We start from the raw sequence: 23041 nt of genomic DNA on the forward strand, positions 1-23041 counted from the left end.
TTGGCCATCGGACGCACGATCGACTTCGACGACGACGATCGCGCCCCCGTCCGCGAGGACGGCGAGCCGGCGCTCGTCGTCGACGTCGGCGGCTACGAGGGACCGCTCGACCTCCTCCTCGATCTCGCGCGGCGCCAGAAGGTCGATCTGCGCGAGATCTCGATCCTGGCGCTCGCCGAGCAATACATCGCCTTCGTCGAGGAGGCGCGGCGCATGCGCCTCGAGCTCGCCGCCGACTATCTCGTGATGGCCGCCTGGCTCGCCTACCTGAAGTCGCGCCTGCTCCTCCCCGAGCCGCCCAAGGGCGAGGAGCCCTCCGCCGAGGAGCTCGCGAGCGCGCTCGCCGAGCGGCTGCGCCGGCTCGAGCTGATCCGCGCCGCGGCCAAGGCGCTGGACGCGCGCACGCGGCTCGGCCGCGACGTCCACGCCCGCGGCGCGCCCGAGCCCATGGCCGTGCGCACGCGCCCGCTCTACGAAGCGAGCCTCTACGATCTCCTGAAGGCCTACGCCGCCCAGCGCCAGAAGCAGGCGGCCTCGCGCGTCACGTTGCGCCGGCGCGTGGTCTGGTCCCTCGTCGAGGCGCGCGAGGCGCTGGAGCGCCTCGTCGGGCACGCCGTCGACTGGATGGTGCTCGACGATTACCTCGTGCGCTTCGTCTCGACGCCGTCCGAGCGGGCCACGGTGCGCGCCTCCGCCCTCTCCGCGACCCTCGAGCTCGCCCGCGAGGGGCGCCTCGCCCTGCGTCAGGAGCGCGCCTTCGGGCCGATCTGGCTCAAGGCCGCGAGCGCGCCGCGCGCCGACCCGGTGCCGGAGCCCGCAGCATGAACGCCGATCGCCGCTTCGCCGCGCTCTCCGAGCGCATGTCCGCCGAGATCGCCGAGGCGCGGCTCCACGCCGAGCACCTGCGCATGGCGGAGGCGCTGCTCTTCGCCAGCGCCGAGCCGATGACGGAGGCCGATCTCGCCGAGCGCCTGCCGACGGGAGCGCGGGTGGGTCGGCTCGTCGAGGACATCGCCGCCTATTATTCCGGGCGCGGCGTCAACCTCGTGAAGCTCGCGGGCGGCTGGGCCTTCCGCACCGCGGGCGACCTCTCTTGGATGATGGCCAAGGACGTGGTGGAGCCCCGCAAGCTCTCCCGCGCGGCGCTCGAGACGCTGGCCATCGTCGCCTACCACCAGCCGGTGACGCGGGCCGAGATCGAGGACATTCGCGGCGTCTCGACCTCCAAGGGCACGCTCGACACCTTGATCGAGGCGGGCTGGGTGCGCCTGCGCGGGCGCCGCCGCGCGCCGGGCCGGCCGGTCACCTACGGCACGACGCGCTCGTTCCTCGACCATTTCGGGCTCGACGCCATCGGCGATCTCCCGGGGCTCGACGAGCTCAAGGGCTCGGGCTTCTTCGAGGGCCGCCTGCCCACGGGCCTCGCCGTCCCGCTCCCCTCCGACGACGACGCGCTGCGCGAGGACGAGGAGCCCCTCGAGGACGGCGACCTGTTCATGCCGCTGGAGGTGGAGGGCGAGGACGAGGACGAGGAGGGCGAGGACGGCGCGCCTCCCTCCCTGTAGGGGAGGGGAATGCCGCCGTAGGCGGCTAGGGGTGGGGCCCGACGCCTGCCGCCCAACCCGCCCCTTTCGGCTTCGCCGAACGCGCCTCGCGGCGCGCCCCATCCGTCTCGCCGCCTTCGGCGTCGATCCACCTTCCCCTACAGGGAAGGAGGAGGCTGGCCGCTTTCTTCAACCCGTCGACAAACGCCCGTCGATGGCGCACATAACGGGCATCCCGTCCTCACCCGCGTTCCGGATCCGATGAAGCCGTCCACCCGCTCCGCCAGCATCGCCGATCGCCTCGGCTTCGGCCGTTTCGGCCAGCGCGGGACGGCGGGGGCGTCGATCCCGGCGCAGGTGGCGTTCGAGGACGTGCACGTGGATTACGGCGTCACCCGTGCGCTCGACGGGGTGAGCCTCGTCGTCGAGCCGGGCGAGCTCGTCTGCCTGCTCGGCCATTCCGGCTGCGGCAAGACGACGCTTCTGCGGGTCGCCTCGGGCATCGAGACGCCCACCGCCGGGCGCGTCATGCTCGACGGGCGCGAGGTGAGCGGGCAGGCGGCCTTCGTGCCGCCGGAGGCGCGGGGCATCGGGCTGATGTTCCAGGACTACGCCCTCTTCCCGCACATGACGATCCTCGAGAACGTGCTGTTCGGCTTGAAGAGCCTGCCCAAGGCCGACGCGCTGGCCTCCGCCACGCGGGCGTTGTCGCGCGTGGGCCTCGAGCGGCTGTCCGGCGAGCATCCCCACGTGCTCTCGGGGGGCGAGCAGCAGCGCGTGGCGCTCGCGCGCGCCATCGCGCCGCGTCCCGGCGTACTCCTGATGGACGAGCCCTTCTCGAACCTCGACCGGCGGCTGCGCGATACGATCCGCGAGGAGACGGTGGCGATCCTGCGCGAGACGGGGGCGACGACCATCGTCGTCACCCACGATCCCGAGGAGGCGATGCGCATCGCCGATCGCATCGTGCTGATGCGCGCAGGGAGGGTGGTGCAGGAGGGGCCGGCGGAGGCGATCTATCGCCGCCCGGCGGATCTGTTCGCGGCGCGGTTCTTCTGCGATTTCAACGAGGTGGAGGGGGTCGTGCGCCGCGGCGCGGTCGAGACGCCGATCGGGCGCTTTCCCGCGCCGGGACTCGCGGAGGGGGAGGGCGCGATCGTCTGCGTGCGGCCCCAGGCGATCCGCCTGCGGGCTCCGGGCTTCTGCCTGCCGGGACGGATCGTCGCGCGTCGCTTCCTCGGCGAGGTCGATCTCGTCCACGTCGCGGTCCAGGGGCTCGACGCCCCCTTGCAGGGGCGCTGCCGCGACGGCTTGCGGGCGGGCGAGGGGCAGGACGTGGGCGTCGACGTCGACCCCGCCGAAGTTCTTGTTTTCGCCACCCATCGCCATTAGGTTGGCGGCCTGTCGAGACGAGAGTTGCCGGAAGGCGACGGAGGGACGCTGATGGGTGGCGCAAGCATCTGGCACTGGATCGTCGTGGGTCTGATCGTGGTGCTCCTGTTCGGGCGCGGCAAGATCTCCGCGATGATGGGCGACGTCGCCCAGGGCATCAAGGCGTTCAAGAAGGGCATGGCCGAGGACGAGCAGCCGGCCCAGGGTCAGGCCTCGAGCGAGCCGGCACGCTCCATCGAGCACCAGCCCGGCGAGGCGGCGCCCAGCGCCCACAACACGAACGCCAACGCCAACAAGGCCGGCTGAGGCCGATCTTCCAGAGCGCGCGGCGCGACGCGGGCGGACGACGCCCGCGCATCGAGGCACGAGACGTCATGTTCGACCTGAGCTGGGGCGAGATGATGCTGGTCGGCGCCGTCGCGCTGATCGTCATCGGTCCCAAGGACCTGCCCGGCACCCTGCGCGCCGTCGGCCAGATGGTCGGCAAGGTGCGACGCATGGCGTCGGAGTTCCAGGGGCAGTTCAACCAGGCCATGCGCGAGGCCGAGCTCGACCAGGTCCGCAAGGACGTGGAGGGCATCAGCCGCGCGGCGAAGGCCGGCTACAACCCGGCCAAGGCCGCCCGCGACGAGCTCAAGCGAGCCATCGACGGCTCGCCGGGTGCCAAGGCGGCTTCCGGCGATGCCGGAGCGGCCTCCGCCGGCACGTCCGGGCCGAGCCTCGAGAAGAAGACGCCCGCCGCCGCGCCGAGCCTGGAGAAGGCCGCGTCGCCCGCCGCGTCCGCGGGTGACGATCCCGGCGCCGTGGCGGCCTCGCCGCCGGCTTCGGCGGCGACTCCCGTCGAGCCGGCGCCCGCTCCTGCCGCGGCGCCCGCGCCGATCCCCGCCGAGCCCGTGCGCGCGGACGAGAGAGAAGAGGTCAAGCCGTGACGCTCTCGGTCAAGCCCGACGACATCGAGGCGTCGCGCGCGCCGCTGATCGAGCACCTCATCGAGCTGCGCCAGAGGCTGATCCGCTCGCTGATCGCCTTCGTGGTCCTGTTCTTCGCCTCCTTCGGCTTCGCGAAGTACATCTACAACATCCTCGTCCAGCCCTACGTGAACGCGGTCGGCTCGCCCGAGCTGGCGCGGCTCGTCTACACGCACGGCCTGGAATACCTGTTCACGCAGCTGCAGGTCGCCTTCTTCGGCGCGGCCTTCCTCGCCTTCCCCATCATCGCGACGCAGATCTACAAGTTCGTCGCGCCCGGCCTCTACAAGAACGAGCGTCAGGCGTTCCTGCCGTACCTCGTCGCGACGCCGGTCCTCTTCGCGACGGGCGCGCTCGTCGTCTACTACATCGCCATGCCGCTCCTGATGAACTTCTCGGTGGGCATGCAGCAGCTGGCGGTGGAGGGCGCACCGACGATCGAGTTCCTGCCGAAGGTCAGCGAGTACCTGTCGCTGATCATGACGCTGATCTTCGCCTTCGGCATCTGCTTCCAGCTGCCGGTCGTGCTGACGCTGCTGGCGCGCGCGGGCATCATCGACGCCGCCTTCCTGCGCGACAAGCGCAAGTACGCCATCGTCTTCGTGTTCATCGTCGCCGCGCTGTTCACGCCCCCGGACGTGATCAGCCAGTTCGCCCTTGCGATCCCGACGCTGCTTCTCTACGAGCTGTCCATCTTCGCGGTCCAGATGGTCGAGAAGAAGCGTGCGGACGCCGAGGCCGCGCGCGACGCGGCGAACGATTGAGGCATTCTCGGTCCGGCGCCGCGCATCAGTCCCGGCGCCGGTTCGAGAGCCATGCACGACATCCGCGCCATCCGCGAGAACCCGACCGCGTTCGACGAGGGCCTGAGGAAGCGCGGGCTCGCGTCCCGCTCCGCCGAGCTGATCGCGCTCGATGATCGCCGCAAGAGCGTCATCGCCGAGGCGCAGGCCGCGCAGGAGCGCCGCAACAGCCTCTCCAAGGAGATCGGCGGCGCCAAGAAGGCGGGCGACGAGGCGCGCGCGCAGGCCCTGATGGCCGAGGTCGCCGGCCTCAAGGATCGTCTCTCCGAGCTCGAGGCCGCCGAGAAGGACGCCGTCGCCACGCTCGATCGCGAGCTCGCCGGCATCCCCAACCTTCCCGCCGACGACGTGCCGGAGGGTCCCGACGAGAGCGCCAACGTCGAGCGCTCCACCTGGGGCACGCCGCGCCGCTCGAATTCCGCGCGCGAGCATTACGAGCTCGGCGAGGCGCTGGGGCTGATGGATTTCGAGGCGGCCGCAAAGCTCTCGGGCTCGCGCTTCGTCGTCTTGCGCGGCCAGCTCGCCCGGCTCGAGCGCGCCCTCGGCCAGTTCATGATCGACCTGCACACCCGCGAGCACGGCTACACGGAAGTGGCGCCGCCGCTGATGGTGCGCGACGAGGCCTTCTTCGGCACCGCGCAGCTGCCGAAGTTCGAGGACGACCAGTTCTGGGCGATCAAGGGGGACGCGCTCGACGCGCCGCGCGAGAACCGCCTCGGCCTAATCCCCACCGCCGAGGTCCCCCTCACCAACCTCGTTCGCGAGGAGATCCTCCCCGAGGACGGGCTGCCTCGCCGCTTCACCGCGCTCACGCCCTCCTTCCGCGCGGAAGCCGGGGCGGCCGGGCGCGACACGCGCGGCATGCTGCGCCAGCACCAGTTCTGGAAGTGCGAGCTCGTCTCGGTCACGACGCCCGAACGCTCCAACGACGAGCACGAGCGCATGCTCGCCTGCGCCGAGGCCGTGCTGCGGGCGCTGGAGCTGCCCTATCGGGTCGTCACGCTCTGCGCGGGCGACATGGGCTTTTCCGCGAGGAAGACCTACGACATCGAGGTCTGGCTGCCGGGCCAGGATACCTATCGCGAGATCTCGTCCTGCTCGAATTGCGGGGACTTCCAGGCGAGGCGCATGCAGGCGCGCTTCCGTCGCGACGGCAAGCCGCATTTCGTCCACACGCTCAACGGCTCGGGCATCGCGGTCGGGCGTGCGCTGATCGCGGTGATGGAGACTTATCAGGACGAGGGCGGCGCCATCGCGGTCCCCGCGGCGCTCGCGCCCTATATGGGTGGCAGCACCCGCATCGAGAAAGCCTGAGAGCCGTGGCGGCTCCCCGGGCGAGCCCCCGACCGCATCCCTGAGAAGGCCCCCATGCGCATCCTCTGCACGAACGACGACGGCATCCACGCTCCGGGGCTCAAGAGCCTCGAGAAGATCGCCCGCAAGCTCTCCGACGACGTGACGGTGGTCGCGCCCGAGACCGACCAGTCCGGCGTCTCGCACTCGCTCTCGCTCAACGATCCGCTGCGCGTGCGCGAGACCGCGGAGGGCCATTTCGCCGTGAAGGGCACGCCCACCGACTGCGTGATCATGGCGCTTCGCCACATCATGGTCGACCGCAAGCCGGACCTGATCCTATCGGGCGTCAATCGCGGCCAGAACGTCGCCGAGGACGTCTCCTATTCCGGCACGATCGCCGCCGCGATCGAGGGCACGATGCTCGGCGTGCGCTCGATCGCGCTGTCGCAATCCTACGGCGCCGGCGGGCGCGGGGCGATCCAGTGGGGCTGCGCGGAGGCGCACGGGGCGGACATCGTGAAGAAGGTGATCGGCCTCGAGCTGCCGCGCCACACGCTCGTGAACGTCAACTTTCCCGATTGCGCGCCGGAGAAGGTCGAGGGCGTCAGCGTCACGCACCAAGGCCTGCGCGACCAGGATCTGCTCTCCATCGACGAGCGGCGCGACGGGCGCGGCAACCCGTATTTCTGGATCGCCTTCGCGCGCGCGCCCTTCACGCCGGGCCACGGCTCGGATCTGTGGGCGATCGCCAATCGCCGCATCTCCGTGACGCCGCTGAAGCTCGACCTCACCGACGAGCCGACGATGACGGCGCTCGCCGAGCTGTTCGACTGAGGCGCACGCGGCGCCTCACGCCGCGTGATCGGCCTGGCGCCCGGCGATGGTCTCGGCCACCCAGTCCGGGTCGCGGGCGATGAGCTTGACGTAGGAGACGAGCACCGGATCGGGCGCATGGCGGCCCTGCTCGACGTCGCGCACGCGCCCGAGCGAGATGCCGTAGCGCGCCGCGAAGGCCTCCTGGCTCAGGCCGAGGCGCTCGCGGGTGCGACGGAGGTCGCGGCCGACGACGCCGCGCTCGAGCATCTCGTCGGTCGCGGGAAGAGCGTCCGGATCGGAAAGGGCGTTGGCCTCGATCTCGTCCTCGGTCATCTGCCGTCGCGGGGTGTCGGCTTCCAGCCGAGCGGCGGCGCGGATCTCCTCGATCGTCTTACGTACGATTGCCATCGGCCTTGCCTCCTGCGTCGCTGTAGCGGCGGCGCTCCTTCCGGTTCGCCGGTCGCGCGGAGATGATCCGTACGGCCTCGCCACGCATCGTGAACGCCACGAACAGAACGCCCTTCGCGGTCACTCCGATCGCTGCGAAGCGCATCTCGCCGTAAGCACGTCGCCCGTCCTCGAAAACGACCCGATCGAGGTCGTCGAACACGGATGCGGCGGTTTCGAACGAAATGCCGTGCTTCGCCTCGTTCGCCGAGGCCTTGGCATCGTCCCATTCGAAGTCGTTCGGCGCATCCACGAGGCCATGGTACGGACGATCCGTACCCGTGTCCACACGCCATCCCGTCGCTTCCTCGCGCCCCCTTGACCTTCGCGCGCCGCTCCAGTCCAAAGAGCGGGCATCCACGCGAGGAGGTCGCCCGTGCTGTCATCCGTGCTCATCGCCAATCGCGGAGAGATCGCGGTCCGCGTCATCCGGACCGCGCGGCGGCTCGGCATGCGGACCATCGCCGTCCATTCGGACGCGGATCGCGACGCGCTCTTCGTGCGCATGGCCGACGAGGCGCATCGGCTCGGTCCCGCGCCGGCCTCCGAGAGCTACCTGAAGATCGATGCGATCCTCGACATCGCCAGGAGCACGGGGGCGGCCTGCATCCATCCCGGCTACGGCTTCCTGTCCGAGCGCGCCGCCTTCGCGCGCGCCTGCGCCGAGGCGGGGATCGTCTTCGTCGGCCCGCCGGCGGAGGCGATCGACGCCATGGGGCTCAAGGACGCCGCGAAGTCCCTCGTCCAGAAGGCGGGTGTGCCCGTCGTGCCGGGCTATCACGGCTCGCGCCAGGAGCCCGACTTCCTGCGCCAGAAGGCCTACGAGATCGGCTATCCCGTGCTGATCAAGGCGGTCGCCGGCGGCGGCGGCAAGGGCATGCGCCGCGTCGACAAGGTGGCGGAGTTCGACGCCGCGCTCGCCTCCGCCCAGCGCGAGGCGCAGGCCTCCTTCGGCGATCCGCGGGTGCTCGTGGAAAAATACGTGCTCTCCCCGCGCCACGTGGAGATCCAGGTCTTCGCGGACACGCACGGCAACGTCGTCCACCTGAACGAGCGCGACTGCTCGCTCCAGCGCCGCCACCAGAAGGTGATCGAGGAGGCGCCGGCACCCGGCATGACGCCGGAGGTGCGTGACGCGATGGGCCGCGCCGCCGTCGAGGCCGCCCGTGCGGTGGGCTATGTCGGCGCCGGCACCGTCGAGTTCATCGCCGACGGGCGCGAGGGGCTGCGAGCGGACCGCTTCTACTTCATGGAGATGAACACGCGTCTCCAGGTGGAGCACCCGGTCACCGAGGCGATCACCGGGCTCGACCTCGTGGAGCTGCAGTTCCGCGTCGCGTCGGGCGAGCCGCTGCCCTTCACGCAGGAGGAGGTGCCGCTCATGGGCCACGCCGTCGAGGCGCGGCTCTATGCCGAGGACCCCGAGCGCGGCTTCCTGCCCTCGACGGGGCGGCTCTTCGCGCTCTCGCTGCCCGAGGGCGAGGACGTGCGCGTCGATGCCGGCGTCGAGGCCGGCGACCAGGTCACGCCCTTCTACGACCCGATGATCGCCAAGATCATCACCCGCGGCGAGAGCCGCGAGGAGGCGCTCGCCGCGCTCTCGCGGGCCCTCGGCCAGACGGTAGTGGCGGGGCCGCGCACGAACGCGGCTTTCCTGGCCCGCCTCGTCGACGCGCCCGCCTTCCGCGCGGGGACGTTCGACACCGGCTTCATCGACGCCAACCTCGAGGCGCTCGGCGCCGTGCCGCAGGAGGCCGACCCCGCCGCGATCGCCGCGGGCGCGCTCTCGCTCGTCGCCGAGGACGTGGCGGCCGCGCGCGACGCCTCCCGCAGCGCGCTGCGCGAGGCCACGAGCCCCTGGCTCGCGGAGGACGGCTTCCAGCTGATGGGCCTGCGCCGCACGACGCTGCCGCTCCTCGTCGACGGCGAGCGCCTCGACGCGCACGTCTCCTTCGACGCCGAAGGCCCGGCCGTCGAGATCCCCGGCGCCACCGCCACGATGGGCGAGCCCGAGGCGACGCTCGTCGAGGCGGACGGCGACGTCCTCGTCCTGCGCGAGGGCCGCCAGACCCGCGTCGGGCTCTACGATCCCGCCAGCGTCGACCTCGAGCATCTCGACGCCGGCGGCCTCGTGAAGGCGCCCATGCACGGCAAGGTCGTCGCGCTCTTCGTCTCGGAGGGCGAGCGGGTCGAGAAGGGCCAGCGCCTCGCGGTGGTGGAAGCGATGAAGATGGAGCATCCGCTCACCGCGCCGATGGCCGGGACCGTCTCCGAGATCGCCGCCGCGGCGGGGGACCAGGTGGCGGAGGGCGCACGCATCCTCGTCATCGCCACCGACGAGGAGGGATGAGCCGTGCGCAAGCTCGCCATCGCGCTCGCGATCCTCGTCGTGGTCGGCGGGTTCGGGACCTATCTCGCGCTCCAGCTCCAGCAGCATGCGACCGAGTGCGATTCGGCGCTTCGCCATTGCGCCGTGCCGCGCGAGGAGATCGCCTTCCTGGAGGGCGAGTGGTGCCTCGAGAGCGATCCGGCGAGCCTGCGCGAGAGCGTCCGCTTCGAGGACGAGCGCATCCTGGTTCGCCAGAGCGGCGCGCGGGTCGGCGGCGAGCGGCCCTGGGTCGAGGCGCGGATCTTCCGCTCGATGGGTGTGCTCGTCTATTTCGAGCACGATGTCGAGACGGGCGAGCGCCTCTCCTCCGAGCTGACGCTGCTGCGCACCGGCGAGACCACGCGCCAGACGGCGCTCGGCCCCAACCGCGTCTCCTGGGCGCGCTGCTGACGGCACTCGCGGCGCTCAGCCCTCGTCCGCGACCTCCCGCGTCTCGATGAGCGAGGCGTGCTCCAGCGTGCGGTGGACGGGGCACATGTCCGCGATCTCGACGAGGCGCGCGCGCTCGGCCGGGGCGAGATCGCCCGTGATATTCAGGCGGCGCACGAAGCGGTCGACGCGCCGGTGCGCGCCGCCTTCGGCATCGTCGCTGTCGTGGGCGTGGACCTTGTCGTGGGTCACGTCGACGACGACGCTCTCCAGTGGCAGTTTCTTGCGGCGCGCGTACATCCTCAGCGTCATCGCCGTGCAGGCGCCGAGCGCCACCGACAGGAACTGGTAGGGCGTCGGCCCGAGATCCGAGCCCCCGACGGAGAGCGGCTCGTCGGCGATGAGATGAAAGCGCCCGTCCACGGAGACGTGCTGGAGGAGCCCGCCGGGAGCGTCCTCGCTCACGCGCACGACGCCCTCGTGCACAGCGCCCGCGTCCTCGTCCCGCCGCGCAGGCAGGTAGCGCGTCGCCCAGGCGGCGATGACGGAGGCGGCGTATTCCGCGTCCTCGGCGCGCGAGAGGAGGTGGTCGGCGTCGTCCAGCGAGACGAAGCTCTTCGGATGGCGCGCGGCGACGAAGATGTCGGTGGCGTTCTCGACGCCGACCACGGCGTCGCGCGGGGCATGGAGCACGAGGAGCGCCTTGCGCAGGTTGCCGAGCGCGTCCTTCAGGCCCTGGGCGCGGACGTCCTCGACGAAATCGCGCGTGATCGTGAACTCGCGCCCCGCGAGGCTCACCCGCGCCGAGCCGTCGCGCTCGATGTCCTCGAGCGAGGAGCCCAGCGCCTTCGTCACGTGGGCGGGCTCCGCCGGCGCGCCGATGGTGACGACGGCCTTCGCCTCCGGGATGCGGGCGGCGGCGGCGATGGTCGCCGCGCCTCCGAGCGAATGGCCGATGAGGATGGCGGGCGCCTCCAGCGTCTCGCGCATGTGGTCGGCGGCGCGCACGAGGTCGGCGACGTTCGTGGTGAAGTCCGTGTTGGCGAACTCGCCCTGCGAATGCCCGAGCCCGGTGAAGTCGAAGCGCATGACCGCGATGCCGGCGTCGGCCAGCGCGGCCGCGATGCGCCGCGCGGCGGCGAGATCCTTCGAGCAGGTGAAGCAATGCGTGAAGAGCGCGTAGGCCCGCGGCCGGCCCACCGGCCTGTCGAGGCGCGCGGCGAGCGTCTGGCCGTCGTGGCCGGGGAAAGCGATCTTCTCGATGGGCATGCGGGTCTCCGGCTGCATTCGGCGGAATGTCATCTGAAGTCCCCTTCGTCCCTTGCGCAACCCGCGTTACCCCGCCATCTCACGTCTCGCTACAGCGCCGGGCCCCTCTGGCGGAACGGGACACCCCCCTTCCGCGATGTCGGAGCTGTTCCCTCGTTCGGGATCAGCCGGCACCACCCGCGCCACGCGCGCGGTGACGACGGCGGTGCCGGGCGGGTCTCGTCCTTCGGCCCACCTTCGCGTCATCGGTGATCCTCCCAATGACAACCACCCTCCTCCTCGTCGCCACCGGCCTCGTGCTTCTCGTCCTGGGCGGCGATCTCCTCGTGCGCGGCTCGGTCAAGGCCGCGACGCGCCTGGGCGTCTCGCCGCTCGTCATCGGCCTCACGCTCGTCGGCTTCGGCACCTCGACGCCCGAGCTCGTCACCTCCGTTCAGGCCTCGCTCGCGGGCGCGCCCGGCATCGCCATCGGCAACATCGTCGGCTCGAACATCGCCAACATCCTGCTGATCCTGGGCATCTCCGCGCTGATCGCGCCGATCGCCATCGATTCGCGGGCGCTGCGGCGCGACGGCGTCGTGGCGCTCGCCGCGGCGATCGCCTTCGCCGCGCTCGCCTTCGTCTGGCCGCTCGATCGCGTGGTCGGCGCGGTCTTCGTCGTCGGCCTCGCCGTCTACATCTTCACGGCCTTCCGCCAGGAGCGGGCGGTCGTGGCCGCGCCCGAGCACGGGGCGCTCTACGACAAGGCCGTGGCGACCCAGGGCGCGGACGAAGCCCTCGTGCCCGATCCCGCGGAGAAGGGCGGCAGCCTCGTCTGGCCGATCCTGCTCGCGCTCGCGGGCCTCGTCCTCGTCGTGGGCGGCGGCAAGCTCCTCGTCGACGGCGCGACCGAGCTCGCCCGGGGGCTCGGCATCTCGGAAGCCGTGATCGGCCTGACCGTCGTGGCGGTGGGCACCTCGCTGCCGGAGCTCGTCACCTCGGTCGTCGCCGCGCTGCGACGCCAGGCCGACGTCGCCTTCGGCAACATCGTCGGCTCGAACATCTACAACATCCTCGGCATCGGCGGCGTCACCGGGCTGATCGCGCCCGTCGACATCCCCGTCGAGATCGCGCGCTTCGACGCGCCGATCATGGTGGGCGTGACCCTCCTCATGCTGCTCTTCGCCTTCACCAGCCGGCGCATCGTGCGCTGGGAGGGCGCGGTCCTGATCGCCGGCTACGTCGCCTACGTCTGGCTGCTCTGGCCCGCCTGAGCCGCCACGACGCGCCCGCCCGCCGTCCGCGCGACGGCGGGCGGGCGCCTGCGACATCCCGTCCGCCGCGTGGGAACGCGGCCATTGATCCCGATCAACGCGCCGGGGAGCGGGGCGCGCGAGGGTGCGGGGCGCAAAAGGAAAGCGCCACGGATCAGCGAGTCCCCCCGCCATGGCCGACACGGCAACCCCGAACCCCGCGCGAAACGCGGACGAGCTCCACGACGACACGGCCGAGACCCTCATCGAGGGCCCGCTCTACGTCAGCCGCCGGCAGCTCTACGTCCAATCCGTCAAGGGCACGTTCCGCAAGATCAAGTGGGCGGTCCTCGTCGCCACGCTCGGTGTCTACTACCTCCTGCCCTTCGTGCGCTGGGACCGCGGGCCGAACGCGCCCGACCAGGCGGTGCTGATCGACTTTCCCGCGCGGCGCTTCTACTTCTTCTTCATCGAGATCTGGCCGCAGGAGATCGTCTATCTCACCGGCCTCCTGATCCTCGCCTCCTTCGTCCTCTTCCTCATGAACGCGGTCGCGGGCCGTGTCTGGTGCGGCTATCTCTGCCCGCAGACGGTCTGGACGGACCTCTTCCTCGCGGTGGAGCGCTTCTTCGAGGGCGACCGGCGCGAGCGGCTGAAGCTGCACGAGGGCGGCTGGACGGGTAACCGGATCGCGCGCACGAGCGGCAAGCACTTCGTCTGGCTGATGATCGCCTGGTGGACCGGCGGCGCCTGGGTGCTCTACTTCGCCGACGCGCCCACGCTGGTGTGGAACCTCGCGACTCTGCAGGCGCCCGCCGTCGCCTATGTCTGGATCGGCATCCTCACCTTCACGACCTACACGCTCGCCGGCTTCATGCGCGAGCAGGTCTGCACCTACATGTGCCCCTGGCCCCGCATCCAGGCGGCGCTGACCGACGAGCATGCGCTCAACGTCACCTACAAGGTCGACCGCGGCGAGCCCCGCGCCTCCGTGAAGAAGGCCAAGGCGCTTCGCGAGCACGGCGAGCCCGCGGGCGATTGCATCGACTGCAATCAGTGCGTCGCCGTGTGCCCGACCGGCGTCGACATCCGCGACGGCCTCCAGCTCGGCTGCGTGCAGTGCGGCCTGTGCATCGACGCCTGCGACAACGTCATGGACAAGATCGGCCGCCCGAAGGGCCTCATCGCCTATGACAGCGAGTACAACCTCGAGCGCCGCGAGGCCGGCCTGCCCGAGGAGAAGCCGAAGATCGTGCGGGCGCGCACCATCCTCTACGCCGTGCTCATCGTCGGCATCTCGCTGTTCATGGCCTATCATCTCGCGATCCGCTCGAGCCTCGACGTCTCGGCGCTGCACGACCGCAACCCGCTCTACGTGCTGCTCTCGGACGGCTCGATCCGCAACGCCTACACGATCCGCGTCTCCAACAAGGAGCTCGAGGAGCGTGCGTTCACGCTCTCGCTCGAGGGCCTCGACGGAGCGCGGGTGGAGGCGGTGGGCGCCACCAACGTCGATCCGGACACGCTCGAGGTCGTCGTCGGCCCGGCGCAGACCCGCGAGCTGCGCGTGCTCGTCACCGACTCCGCCGCCGCGGGCGCGCCCGAGAGCCGCGCCATCGCCTTCGTCCTCGTCGCTCCCGACGGTGGAGAGAGCGCGATCGCGCAGGACCACTTCATCAAGCCCGCGCGGTGAGCGCGATCTCCCACAGGAGCCCGAGACCATGTCCTCCCCCGTCACGTCTCGCCCCGATCGGCTCGCGAGCGACTACGTTCCCGGCGGCAGTCCGCTGACCGGCCGCAAGGTCCTGATGATCATGGTGGCGTTCTTCGGCGTGATCTTCGCCATGAACGTGGTTCTGCTGAAGCTCGCCGCCACCACCTTCCGCGGGCTCGAGGTCGAGAGCGCCTACCGCGCCGGCCAGGAATACAACGACGTCTTGGCCGAGAGCGCCGCGCAGCGTGCGCGCGCCTGGGCCGTGGACGTGCGCGTGGCGCGCCGCGCCGACGGCCTCGTCGCCGCGGTGTTCGCCGTGAGCGATCCCGACGGCGCGCCCGTCGCCGGCCTCTCGGGCTCCGCGCGCCTCGCCGCCCCCGCCGACACGGCGCTGGACGTCGAGGGCGTCCTCGTCGAGACCGGCGCCGGCGCCTACGAGGCGATCTTCCCCGAGGAGACCGATCCCGGCCGCTGGACGCTCGTCACCGAGCTCTCCCGCGACGGCGACGTCCTCTTCCGCTCCCGCAACCGCATACTCCTGGATTGATCCCCGTGAGCGTCTCCCCCGCGCTCGCGGCCGGCGTCCCGACGACCGACCGCGTCGACTATTCCGCCTTCGTCACGCCCGCCGAGGACGGTGCCTGCCGCCTCGACCTCGCGGTGGACGGCATCACCTGCGCCGCCTGTATCCGCGAGATCGAGGACGGCGTGGCGGGCGCGCCCGGCCTGCGCGCCGCGCGGCTCAACTACACGACGCGCCGCCTCACGGTGACCCTCGACGAAGGCGCAGATGCCGCCGCCGCGGTGGCGCGGCTCGAGCGGCTCGGCTACCGCGCCTATCCCTTCACGCAGTCGCGCGAGGAGGCGATCGAGAGCGCCGAGACCAAGGACCTGCTGACGCGGCTCGGCGTCGCCGCCTTCGCGGCGATGAACATCATGCTCCTCTCGGTGTCGGTCTGGTCGGGCAACGTCTCCGACATCGACCCCGAGACGCGTGACCTCTTCCACTGGCTCTCGGCGCTGATCGCGATCCCGGCGGTGGCCTATTCCGGCCAGCCCTTCTTCAAGGCGGCGATCCGCTCGATTCGCGCCGGCGGGCTCGGCATGGACGTGCCGATCTCGCTGGGCGTCCTGCTCGCGGTGGGCGTCTCCCTGTGGGAGACCGCGCATTCGGCGACGCACGCCTATTTCGACTCCGCCGTGATGCTCCTCGCCTTCCTGCTCGCGGGGCGCGTCCTCGATCAGGCCATGCGCAAGCGCACGCGCGCGGTCGCGGGCAACCTCATCGCCCTTCGCGGGGACACGGCGCGGCGCATCGACGCCGACGGCGGCGTCACCGAGATCCCGGTCCTCGCCGTCAAGGCGGGCGAGCGCCTCGCCGTGCGACCGGGGGACAGGATCGCGGTGGACGGCATCGTCGAGGAGGGCACCTCCGAGATCGACGCCAGCCTCGTCACCGGCGAGACGGCGCACGAGCCCGTGGCGCCGGGCGCGACCGTGCATTCGGGCACGCTCAACGTCTCGGGCGCGCTGGTCGTGCGCGCCACGGCGGCCGCCGAGAGCTCCCTCGTCGCGGAGGTGAACAAGCTCCTCGATGCGGCGCTGCTCGCCAAGTCGCGCTACGTGCGCATCGCGGATCGCGCCGCGCGGCTGTATTCGCCCGTCGTGCACGCGACCGCGCTCCTCACGGCGCTCGGCTGGCTCGCCTACGGCGCGGGGCCGCATTTCGCGATCCTCACGGCGGTGGCCGTGCTGATCATCACCTGCCCCTGCGCGCTCGGCCTCGCCGTGCCGGCGGTGCAGGTCGTCGTCTCGGGCGCGCTGTTCAAGGCGGGCGTGCTGCTCTCGGCGGGCGACGGCGTCGAGCGCATCGCCGCCTGCGACACGGTCGTCCTCGACAAGACCGGCACGCTCACGACGCCGGAAGCCCGTATCGCCAACCGGGCGGACGCGCCCGACGACCTCCTCGCGCTGGCGGCGCGGCTGGCGCAGACCTCCTCGCACCCGCTCGCCCGGGCCCTGATGCTCGCCGCCTCCCGCGACGGGCTCGACACCAGCCCCCTCGCCGACGCGCGCGAGGAGCCGGGGCGCGGCGTCGTGGCGCGCTTCGAGGGCGTCGAGGCCCGCCTCGGCTCGGCCGATTTCTGCGGCGCCCGCGAGGAGGCCGCCCGCGCCCTCGCCGCCGATCCCGACGCCACCGCCATCGCGGTGTCGCTCGGCGAGCGTCGCGCGGTGCTGACGCTGCGCCAGACGCTCAAGGACGACGCCGCCGCCACCGTGGCGCGGCTGAAGGGGATGGGCCTTGCCGTCCTGATCGTCTCCGGAGATCGCGAAGGGCCGGTCTCGCGCGCGGCCGCGGCGGTCGGGATCGAGACGTGGCACGCCGGCGCGAAGCCCGGCGACAAGACGGCGCTCATCGAGAGCCTCACGGCGCAGGGCCGCCGCGTGCTGATGGTCGGCGACGGCCTCAACGACGCGCCCGCGCTGGCGGCGGCGCACGCCTCGCTCTCGCCGATCTCCGCCTCCCACCTCGCCCAGACCTGCGCCGACGCGCTCGTCGTCGGCGACCGGCTGCTTCCCGTCGCCGACGCCGTCGCGCTGACCCGTCGTGCGCTCCGCATCATGCGCCAGAACCTCTGGCTCGCGACGCTCTACAATCTCGTGGCCGTCCCGATCGCGGTCGCCGGCTTCGTGACGCCGCTCGTCGCGGCGCTGGCCATGTCGGGCTCGTCCATCGTCGTCACCGTGAACGCGCTGCGCGCGCAGGCGCGTACGCGCTCACGCGCGCCGGTTCGCGCGGGCCGTTCGGCGGCGCCGCGCCGTCGCCTGGAGGAGGTCGCCCCGTGAACGTGATCCTCTACCTGCTCCCCATCGCGCTGGGGCTCGGCCTGCTCGGCCTCGCCGCCTTCCTGTGGTCCCTCAAGAAGGGCCAGTACGACGACCTCGAAGGCGCCGCCGTGCGCATCCTCGACGACGACGACCTGCCGGAGGAGCGGCGGCCGGGGCGGGGGAGCGGCGACAACGGCGCGAAGCCGCGCGATCGGAGCTAGGCTTCGGAGGGGTAGAGCCTTCGCTCGCACCGCTCGATCGATCGCCGCCGCGGCGCGCTCCGCGCGCGACCTCCCGTCGCGCCCGCGGGAAAGCCCGCACGGGGCAGCCCGTATTGCCAGGTCTCCCGGATCCGTGCTAAGTCATTGAATATAAACGCAGTTTTTAGCGGTTCTAAACTGGAAGCCCCGATGATCGTCTGCTCCTGCAACGTGCTTTCGGACACGCAGGTCAAGGCCTGCATGGCGCCCGGCGGGGCGGGGCCGCGCACGCCCGCACAGGTCTATCGCTGCCTGGGCTGCAGCCCGCGCTGCGGGCGCTGCGCGACGACGATCCGCAAGATCATGAACGCGAGCTTCGCCGAGGCGTCGGCGGACGCCGTCGAGGGCTGCACGACGGCCTGCGCCGCCACCTGCCTGCACCAGGCGAAGGTGGCCTGAGCGGCGTTTCTCCCTCTCGTCTCGTCATCGAGCCGCCGCCTTCGGCGTTTCCCGCATTGCCATCGCGCGCATTCTGGTCGATAGTCCGTTCCCTGGAATCATTCTAAACTTTGAGAAGGGGCGACGCGAGCCATGAAGGGCGATCCCAAGGTCATCGACTATCTCAACCGCGGCCTGCGCAGCGAGCTGACGGCGGTCAACCAGTACTGGCTCCACTACCGCCTCCTGGACGATTGGGGCTACAAGGACCTGGCGAAATACTGGCGCAAGGAATCCATCGAGGAGATGGAGCACGCCGACAAGTTCGTCACGCGCATCATCTTCCTCGAGGGCTTCCCCAACCTCCAGGAGCTGGACCCGCTGCGCATCGGGCAGAACGTGCTCGAGGTGATCGAGGCGGACCTCGCCGCCGAGGTCGAGGCCCGGGCCCTCTACCTGGAAGCGGCCCAATACTGCGACAGCGTCAACGACCGCGTGTCGAAGAACCTGTTCGAGGAGCTCGCCGCGGACGAGGAGGGGCATATCGACTTCCTCGAGACGCAGCTCGAGCTGATCAAGCAGGTCGGGCTGCAGCTCTATGCGCAGAAGCACATCGGCGGGCTCGAAGGCGACGACTGAGGAGACCGGCGTTCCCCTGCGAACGCACGGTCCGGACCGTGCGTGAGCTCGAATCGAGCAACCGAAGAGGAGCGGGTGCCGACCGGCGCCTGCTCCTTTCCGTCCGTTCGCGTGGAAAGTGCGCATGAAGCCCGGTTGGGCCGCGGAATTTCCCGCTGAAGGCGCATTCTGCCGCCGGATCGGGCTTGATCACTTTTTTTGCACCAAGCTATGGACGGCACGTCCCCGACCGGCTTAATTGTGGCAGGTAGAAGAACGCCGCGAAAAGCGGTGGGGAACGGGATGCGGGCACGGATGGACGCCGTCGGGCGCCCGCACGGCACGAGGCTGTCGCTTAAATGGATTACTTTCTCCAGCAGCTCATCAACGGGCTGACGCTCGGCTCGATCTACGGGCTGATCGCCATCGGCTACACGATGGTCTACGGCATCATCGGCATGATCAACTTCGCGCACGGCGACGTGTTCATGGTCAGCGCCTTCGCGGCGCTCATCGCGTTCCTCGTGCTGCTCGCCGTCGGGATCACGGCGGTTCCGCTGGCGCTGGTCCTCGTGCTGATCTTCGCCATGCTGATCTCCTCGCTATACGGCTGGACCGTGGAGCGGGTGGCGTATCGGCCGTTGCGCGGCTCCTTCCGCCTGGCGCCTCTGATCTCGGCCATCGGCATGTCGATCGTGCTGCAGAACTACATCCAGATCGTGCAGGGCGCGCGCGTGAAGGCGATCCAGCCGGTCTTCACCGGCGGCATCACCCTCCACGAGGGCGAGCTGTTCGACGTGCGGATCTCGACGATCCAGATCCTGATCATCGTCACGACGATCGTGCTGATGACCGTGTTCTCGCTCATCGTCGCGAAGACATCGCTCGGGCGCGCCCAGCGCTCCTGCGAGCAGGACCAGAAGATGGCCGCGCTGCTCGGCATCGACGTCGATCGCACCATCTCCCTGACCTTCGTCATGGGGGCCGCGCTCGCGGCGGTCGCCGGCACGATGTACCTGATGTACTACGGCGTCATCGACTTCTTCATCGGCTTCATCGCCGGCGTGAAGGCCTTCACCGCGGCCGTGCTCGGCGGCATCGGCTCGCTTCCCGGCGCCATGCTCGGCGGGCTCCTGATCGGGCTCATCGAGGCCTTCTGGGCCGGCTATTTCTCGAGCGAGTACAAGGACGTGGCCGTGTTCGCCATCCTGGCGATCGTGCTCATCTTCCTGCCGACGGGTCTCCTCGGCAAGCCCGAGGTGGAGAAGGTCTGATGACGGCGACCCCTGCCAAGCCCGCGAGCGCCGTCGCGCCGCCGGCCCCCGCGCACGATCTCGCGCACGCGTTCAAGGACGCGCTGTTCTCCGCCCTTCTCGCGCTCGGCCTGTTCGGCGTGATCATGGGCCTCAAGACCGAGCAGGAGCCCACCGGGCTCATCCTCGAGCAGCATTGGGAGCGCGTCCTCTGGGCGGTCGGCATCGTCTTCGTGGGCCGTCTCGTGCTCAACCTGACGATCTGGCGCCGTCCCGGCGGAAAGCTCGACGACCTGATGCCGAAGGGCCTGCAGAAGTACGGCGGCTCCACCGGCACGGCGATCGGCGTCATCCTCATCGCGGTCGCGCTGACGCTGCCCTTCCTGCCCGGCGCCGAGCGCTACCACGTCGATCTGGGCACGCTCGTCCTCACCTACGTGATGCTGGGCTGGGGCCTGAACATCGTGGTCGGGCTCGCGGGTCTGCTCGACCTCGGCTATGTCGCCTTCTACGCGGTGGGCGCGTATTCCTATGCGCTGCTGGCGAGCTATTTCGATCTCGGCTTCTGGGCCTGCCTGCCGCTGGCCTTCATCCTGGCCTGCTTCTGGGGGATCATCCTGGGCTTCCCCGTCCTGCGGCTGAGGGGCGACTACCTCGCCATCGTCACGCTGGCCTTCGGCGAGATCATACGCGTCGTCCTCTTGAACTGGTCCGAGTTCACCGGCGGTCCCAACGGCATCGGCCAGATCCCGCGGCCGTCCTTCTTCGGGCTCGAGTTCTCGCGGGGCGACGACGGCTTCGCGGCCTATTTCGGCCTCGAGTTCTCGTCGATGCACCGGATCATCTTCCTCTACTACGTGATCCTGGTGCTCGCCTTCGTCACCCACCTCGTCAGCGTGCGGCTGCGCAAGCTGCCCATCGGGCGCGCCTGGGAGGCCATGCGCGAGGACGAGATCGCCTGCCGCTCGCTCGGCCTGTCGATCGTGCGCACGAAGCTCACCGCCTTCGCCATCGGCGCGGGCTTCGGCGGCCTCGCCGGCGCGTTCTTCGCCACCCGCCAGGGCTTCATCTCGCCCGAGAGCTTCACCTTCATCGAATCGGCGCTCATCCTCGCCATCGTCGTGCTCGGCGGCATGGGCTCGCAGCTCGGCGTCGCCATCGCGGCCGTGGTGATGATCGGCGGCTTCGAGTACTTCCGCGAGTTCGAGCAGTACCGCATGCTCGTGTTCGGAATGATGATGGTGCTCATCATGGTCTGGCGTCCGCGCGGCCTCGTGTCCTCGCGCGCTCCCTCGGTCTACCTGAAGGAACGCAAGAAGGTCGGCGCCGACATGGTTTCGCAGGGGCACGGCTGATGGCGCACGCGACGGACACGATCCTGCGCATCGATCATCTGACGATGCGCTTCGGCGGCCTCGTCGCCGTGGACGACCTCTCCTTCGAGGCGCGCCGCGGCGAGATCACCGCCCTCATCGGGCCCAACGGCGCCGGCAAGACGACGGTGTTCAACTGCATCACCGGCTTCTACAAGCCGACCGAGGGCCGCATGGCGCTCGCCCACGGCTCCAGCGACGCCTTCGCGCATACCGACGAGCTGACGGCCTCGCCGCGCCAGTCCTGGAGCGGGGAGGGGCAGGCCCTCTACCTGCTCGAGCGCATGGCCGACCACGACGTCAACGCCAAGGCCAAGGTGGCGCGCACCTTCCAAAACATCCGCCTGTTCGGCGGCATGACGGTGCTCGAGAACCTCATGGTGGCGCAGCACCATTACCTGATGCGCGCCTCCGGCTTCACCTTCCTCGGCCTCGTCGGCGCCCCGCGCTATCGCCATGCGGAGCGCGCGGCCATCGAGCGGGCGAAGGGGTGGCTCGAGCGCATCAACCTCATCCATCGGGCCGACGAGCCGGCGGCGAGCCTCGCCTACGGCGACCAGCGCCGGCTCGAGATCGCCCGCGCCATGTGCTCGGATCCCGTGCTCCTGTGCCTGGACGAGCCCGCGGCAGGCCTCAATCCGCGCGAATCGGCCGAGCTCAACGAGCTGCTGCTCGGCATCAAGCGCGAGGAGCAGACCTCGCTCCTCCTCATCGAGCACGACATGAGCGTCGTCATGGAGATTTCCGATCACGTGGTGGTGCTCGACTACGGCAAGAAGATCTCCGACGGCGCGCCGGACTTCGTCAAGAACGACCCGAAGGTCATCGCGGCCTATCTCGGCGTCGACGACGAAGAGGTGGATGCCGTCGAGGCGGAGGTGACGCAATGAGCCAGGCGATGCTCGACGTCTCCGGCGTCAAGACCTATTACGGCAACATCGTCGCGCTGCGCGGCGTGGACGTGACCGTCAACCAGGGCGAGATCGTCACGCTGATCGGCGCCAACGGCGCCGGCAAGTCCACCCTGATGATGACGATCTTCGGCAAGCCGCAGGCGCGCGAAGGCTCGATCACCTACATGGGCGAGGACATCACGCGCATGCCCACCCACAAGATCGCGCGGCTCTCCATCGCCCAGTCTCCGGAGGGGCGGCGCATCTTCCCGCGCATGACGGTGTTCGAGAACCTGCAGATGGGCGCCGCCATCACGGACGGCACGCATTTCCAATCGGACCTGGAGAAGGTCTTCGCCTTCTTCCCCCGCCTCAAGGAGCGCATGCACCAGCGCGGCGGTACGCTCTCGGGCGGGGAGCAGCAGATGCTCGCCATCGCCCGCGCGCTGATGAGCCGGCCCAAGCTGCTCCTCCTCGACGAGCCGTCGCTCGGGCTGGCGCCGCTCATCGTCAAGCAGATCTTCGAGAGCCTCAAGACGCTCAACGAGCAGGACGGGCTCACCGTCTTCCTCGTGGAGCAGAACGCGTACCACGCGCTCAAGCTCGCCCATCGCGGCTACGTGATGGTCAACGGGCTCATCACCATGACGGGCGGCGGGCGCGAGCTCCTCGCGAAGGAGGAGGTCCGCGCGGCCTACCTCGAAGGCGGACGGCACTGAGGGGAGGGGACGATGGGCATTCTCTGGGAGACGTCCTTCTGGGTCTTCTTCTTCGTGACGATCGTCCTCGCGGGCGGTGCGGCCTGGATGTCGGGGCGCGCCATCGCGCGTGGCTGGGAGCCGTACTGGCAGGCCGGAGCGTGGATGCTGCTGCTCGGCGCGGCATGCCGCTTCATCCACTTCTCGCTCTTCGGCGGAAGCCTCTTCAGCCTGCACTACTACGTCGTGGACACGATCATCCTGATGATCATCGCCTGGTTCGGCCACCGCGCCACGCTCGCGGGGCTGATGACGCGGCAATACCGCTTCGCCTTCGAGTCGGCCTCGCCCCTGACCTGGCGGCCGCGCGCGGGTGCGGCGAACGGGCGGACGGAATGACGGCGAAAGACCGTCGACAAGCTGCGCGAAACGCGCAGGAATAGCGGCTGCGGCGCGGCCGTAACCCGGAGGGAGCCCGCGAGCGGGCTCCCGCGCCGGGG

25 protein-coding genes are annotated in these 23041 nt (G+C 70.5%); 22 read left to right on the forward strand and 3 right to left on the reverse strand.

All coding sequences use genetic code 11. The annotated features are described in order from the left end of the window. The first annotated feature begins 6 nt into the window (after positions 1 to 6). The 8 genes from IEX89_RS20465 (at position 7) to surE (ending at position 6837) form a co-directional block, all read left to right on the forward strand. Positions 7 to 825 (forward strand): segregation and condensation protein A, encoded by an 819-nt coding sequence (locus tag IEX89_RS20465; protein WP_188915227.1) that lies wholly within the window; start codon positions 7 to 9, stop codon positions 823 to 825. Further along, the gene (gene scpB / locus IEX89_RS20470; protein ID WP_188915125.1) at positions 822 to 1565 is read left to right on the forward strand and encodes an SMC-Scp complex subunit ScpB; all 744 of its coding nucleotides are present in this window, start codon (positions 822 to 824) and stop codon (positions 1563 to 1565) included. The genes IEX89_RS20465 and scpB overlap by 4 nt, the downstream gene beginning before the upstream one ends. A gap of 240 nt (positions 1566 to 1805) precedes the next feature. Beyond that, entirely contained in the window at positions 1806 to 2936 is a 1131-nt protein-coding gene (locus tag IEX89_RS20475; RefSeq protein ID WP_188915126.1) for an ABC transporter ATP-binding protein, read from the forward strand. A 51-nt stretch (positions 2937 to 2987) separates the two neighbouring features. Beyond that, complete coding sequence (locus IEX89_RS20480) at positions 2988 to 3242, forward strand: twin-arginine translocase TatA/TatE family subunit (protein ID WP_188915127.1); 255 nt, start codon at positions 2988 to 2990, stop codon at positions 3240 to 3242. 68 nt (positions 3243 to 3310) lie between these two features. Beyond that, the gene (gene tatB / locus IEX89_RS20485) at positions 3311 to 3865 is read left to right on the forward strand and encodes a Sec-independent protein translocase protein TatB (protein ID WP_188915128.1); all 555 of its coding nucleotides are present in this window, start codon (positions 3311 to 3313) and stop codon (positions 3863 to 3865) included. Then, positions 3862 to 4668, forward strand: coding sequence for a twin-arginine translocase subunit TatC (tatC, locus tag IEX89_RS20490; RefSeq protein WP_188915129.1), 807 nt, complete (start codon positions 3862 to 3864; stop codon positions 4666 to 4668). The genes tatB and tatC overlap by 4 nt, the downstream gene beginning before the upstream one ends. A 51-nt stretch (positions 4669 to 4719) precedes the next feature. Then, positions 4720 to 6021: a serine--tRNA ligase gene (serS, locus tag IEX89_RS20495; RefSeq protein WP_188915130.1), complete on the forward strand. Its 1302-nt coding sequence runs from the start codon at positions 4720 to 4722 to the stop codon at positions 6019 to 6021. Between the two features lie 54 nt (positions 6022 to 6075). Further along, entirely contained in the window at positions 6076 to 6837 is a 762-nt protein-coding gene (gene surE, locus IEX89_RS20500; protein WP_188915131.1) for a 5'/3'-nucleotidase SurE, read from the forward strand. Between the two features lie 15 nt (positions 6838 to 6852). On the opposite strand, the gene IEX89_RS20505 is transcribed toward surE, so the two are convergent. Beyond that, a complete protein-coding gene (locus tag IEX89_RS20505; protein WP_244645609.1) occupies positions 6853 to 7227 on the reverse strand; it encodes a helix-turn-helix domain-containing protein in 375 nt (124 codons plus the stop codon). Continuing rightward, a complete protein-coding gene (locus tag IEX89_RS20510; protein WP_244645611.1) occupies positions 7211 to 7555 on the reverse strand; it encodes a BrnT family toxin in 345 nt (114 codons plus the stop codon). Before IEX89_RS20510 ends, IEX89_RS20505 begins: the two co-directional genes overlap by 17 nt. Before the next feature lie 87 nt (positions 7556 to 7642). On the opposite strand from IEX89_RS20510, the gene IEX89_RS20515 reads away from it, so the two are divergent. Beyond that, positions 7643 to 9616: an acetyl-CoA carboxylase biotin carboxylase subunit gene (locus tag IEX89_RS20515; protein ID WP_188915132.1), complete on the forward strand. Its 1974-nt coding sequence runs from the start codon at positions 7643 to 7645 to the stop codon at positions 9614 to 9616. Positions 9617 to 9619: 3 nt separating this feature from the next. Further along, on the forward strand, positions 9620 to 10045 hold the full coding sequence (locus tag IEX89_RS20520; RefSeq protein WP_188915133.1) for a hypothetical protein: 426 nt from the start codon (positions 9620 to 9622) through the stop codon (positions 10043 to 10045). Positions 10046 to 10060: 15 nt separating this feature from the next. Here IEX89_RS20520 and IEX89_RS20525 read toward each other — a convergent pair whose 3' ends face one another. Then, the gene (locus IEX89_RS20525; RefSeq protein WP_188915134.1) at positions 10061 to 11293 is read right to left on the reverse strand and encodes a bifunctional alpha/beta hydrolase/OsmC family protein; all 1233 of its coding nucleotides are present in this window, start codon (positions 11291 to 11293) and stop codon (positions 10061 to 10063) included. Between the two features lie 260 nt (positions 11294 to 11553). Between IEX89_RS20525 and IEX89_RS20530 the strand changes: the two genes are divergently transcribed. The 12 genes from IEX89_RS20530 to IEX89_RS20585 all read left to right on the forward strand — a co-directional run bounded on the left by IEX89_RS20530 (position 11554) and on the right by IEX89_RS20585 (position 22940). Next, positions 11554 to 12546, forward strand: coding sequence for a calcium/sodium antiporter (locus IEX89_RS20530; RefSeq protein WP_188915135.1), 993 nt, complete (start codon positions 11554 to 11556; stop codon positions 12544 to 12546). Between the two features lie 172 nt (positions 12547 to 12718). Further along, on the forward strand, positions 12719 to 14218 hold the full coding sequence (ccoG, locus tag IEX89_RS20535) for a cytochrome c oxidase accessory protein CcoG (RefSeq protein WP_188915136.1): 1500 nt from the start codon (positions 12719 to 12721) through the stop codon (positions 14216 to 14218). A gap of 28 nt (positions 14219 to 14246) precedes the next feature. Further along, positions 14247 to 14786 (forward strand): FixH family protein, encoded by a 540-nt coding sequence (locus IEX89_RS20540; RefSeq protein WP_188915137.1) that lies wholly within the window; start codon positions 14247 to 14249, stop codon positions 14784 to 14786. 5 nt (positions 14787 to 14791) lie between these two features. Then, positions 14792 to 17086, forward strand: coding sequence for a heavy metal translocating P-type ATPase (locus IEX89_RS20545; RefSeq protein WP_188915138.1), 2295 nt, complete (start codon positions 14792 to 14794; stop codon positions 17084 to 17086). Beyond that, entirely contained in the window at positions 17083 to 17289 is a 207-nt protein-coding gene (gene ccoS, locus IEX89_RS20550) for a cbb3-type cytochrome oxidase assembly protein CcoS (RefSeq protein ID WP_188915139.1), read from the forward strand. The genes IEX89_RS20545 and ccoS overlap by 4 nt, the downstream gene beginning before the upstream one ends. Positions 17290 to 17478: 189 nt before the next feature. Then, entirely contained in the window at positions 17479 to 17727 is a 249-nt protein-coding gene (locus IEX89_RS20555; RefSeq protein WP_188915140.1) for a (2Fe-2S)-binding protein, read from the forward strand. 132 nt (positions 17728 to 17859) lie between these two features. Continuing rightward, the gene (bfr, locus tag IEX89_RS20560; RefSeq protein ID WP_188915141.1) at positions 17860 to 18345 is read left to right on the forward strand and encodes a bacterioferritin; all 486 of its coding nucleotides are present in this window, start codon (positions 17860 to 17862) and stop codon (positions 18343 to 18345) included. Between the two features lie 338 nt (positions 18346 to 18683). Then, positions 18684 to 19598 (forward strand): ABC transporter permease subunit, encoded by a 915-nt coding sequence (locus IEX89_RS20565; RefSeq protein ID WP_188915142.1) that lies wholly within the window; start codon positions 18684 to 18686, stop codon positions 19596 to 19598. Beyond that, entirely contained in the window at positions 19598 to 20932 is a 1335-nt protein-coding gene (livM, locus tag IEX89_RS20570; RefSeq protein WP_188915143.1) for a high-affinity branched-chain amino acid ABC transporter permease LivM, read from the forward strand. Before IEX89_RS20565 ends, livM begins: the two co-directional genes overlap by 1 nt. Further along, positions 20932 to 21840: an ABC transporter ATP-binding protein gene (locus IEX89_RS20575; RefSeq protein WP_188915144.1), complete on the forward strand. Its 909-nt coding sequence runs from the start codon at positions 20932 to 20934 to the stop codon at positions 21838 to 21840. Before livM ends, IEX89_RS20575 begins: the two co-directional genes overlap by 1 nt. Next, positions 21837 to 22562, forward strand: a complete 726-nt coding sequence (locus IEX89_RS20580; RefSeq protein WP_244645612.1) for an ABC transporter ATP-binding protein — start codon at positions 21837 to 21839, stop codon at positions 22560 to 22562. The genes IEX89_RS20575 and IEX89_RS20580 overlap by 4 nt, the downstream gene beginning before the upstream one ends. A gap of 12 nt (positions 22563 to 22574) precedes the next feature. After that, on the forward strand, positions 22575 to 22940 hold the full coding sequence (locus IEX89_RS20585; protein ID WP_188915145.1) for a DUF6867 family protein: 366 nt from the start codon (positions 22575 to 22577) through the stop codon (positions 22938 to 22940). Positions 22941 to 23041 lie beyond the last annotated feature (101 nt).

Origin of the sequence: Salinarimonas ramus (assembly GCF_014645695.1) — a bacterium.
Taxonomy (GTDB): domain Bacteria; phylum Pseudomonadota; class Alphaproteobacteria; order Rhizobiales; family Beijerinckiaceae; genus Salinarimonas; species Salinarimonas ramus.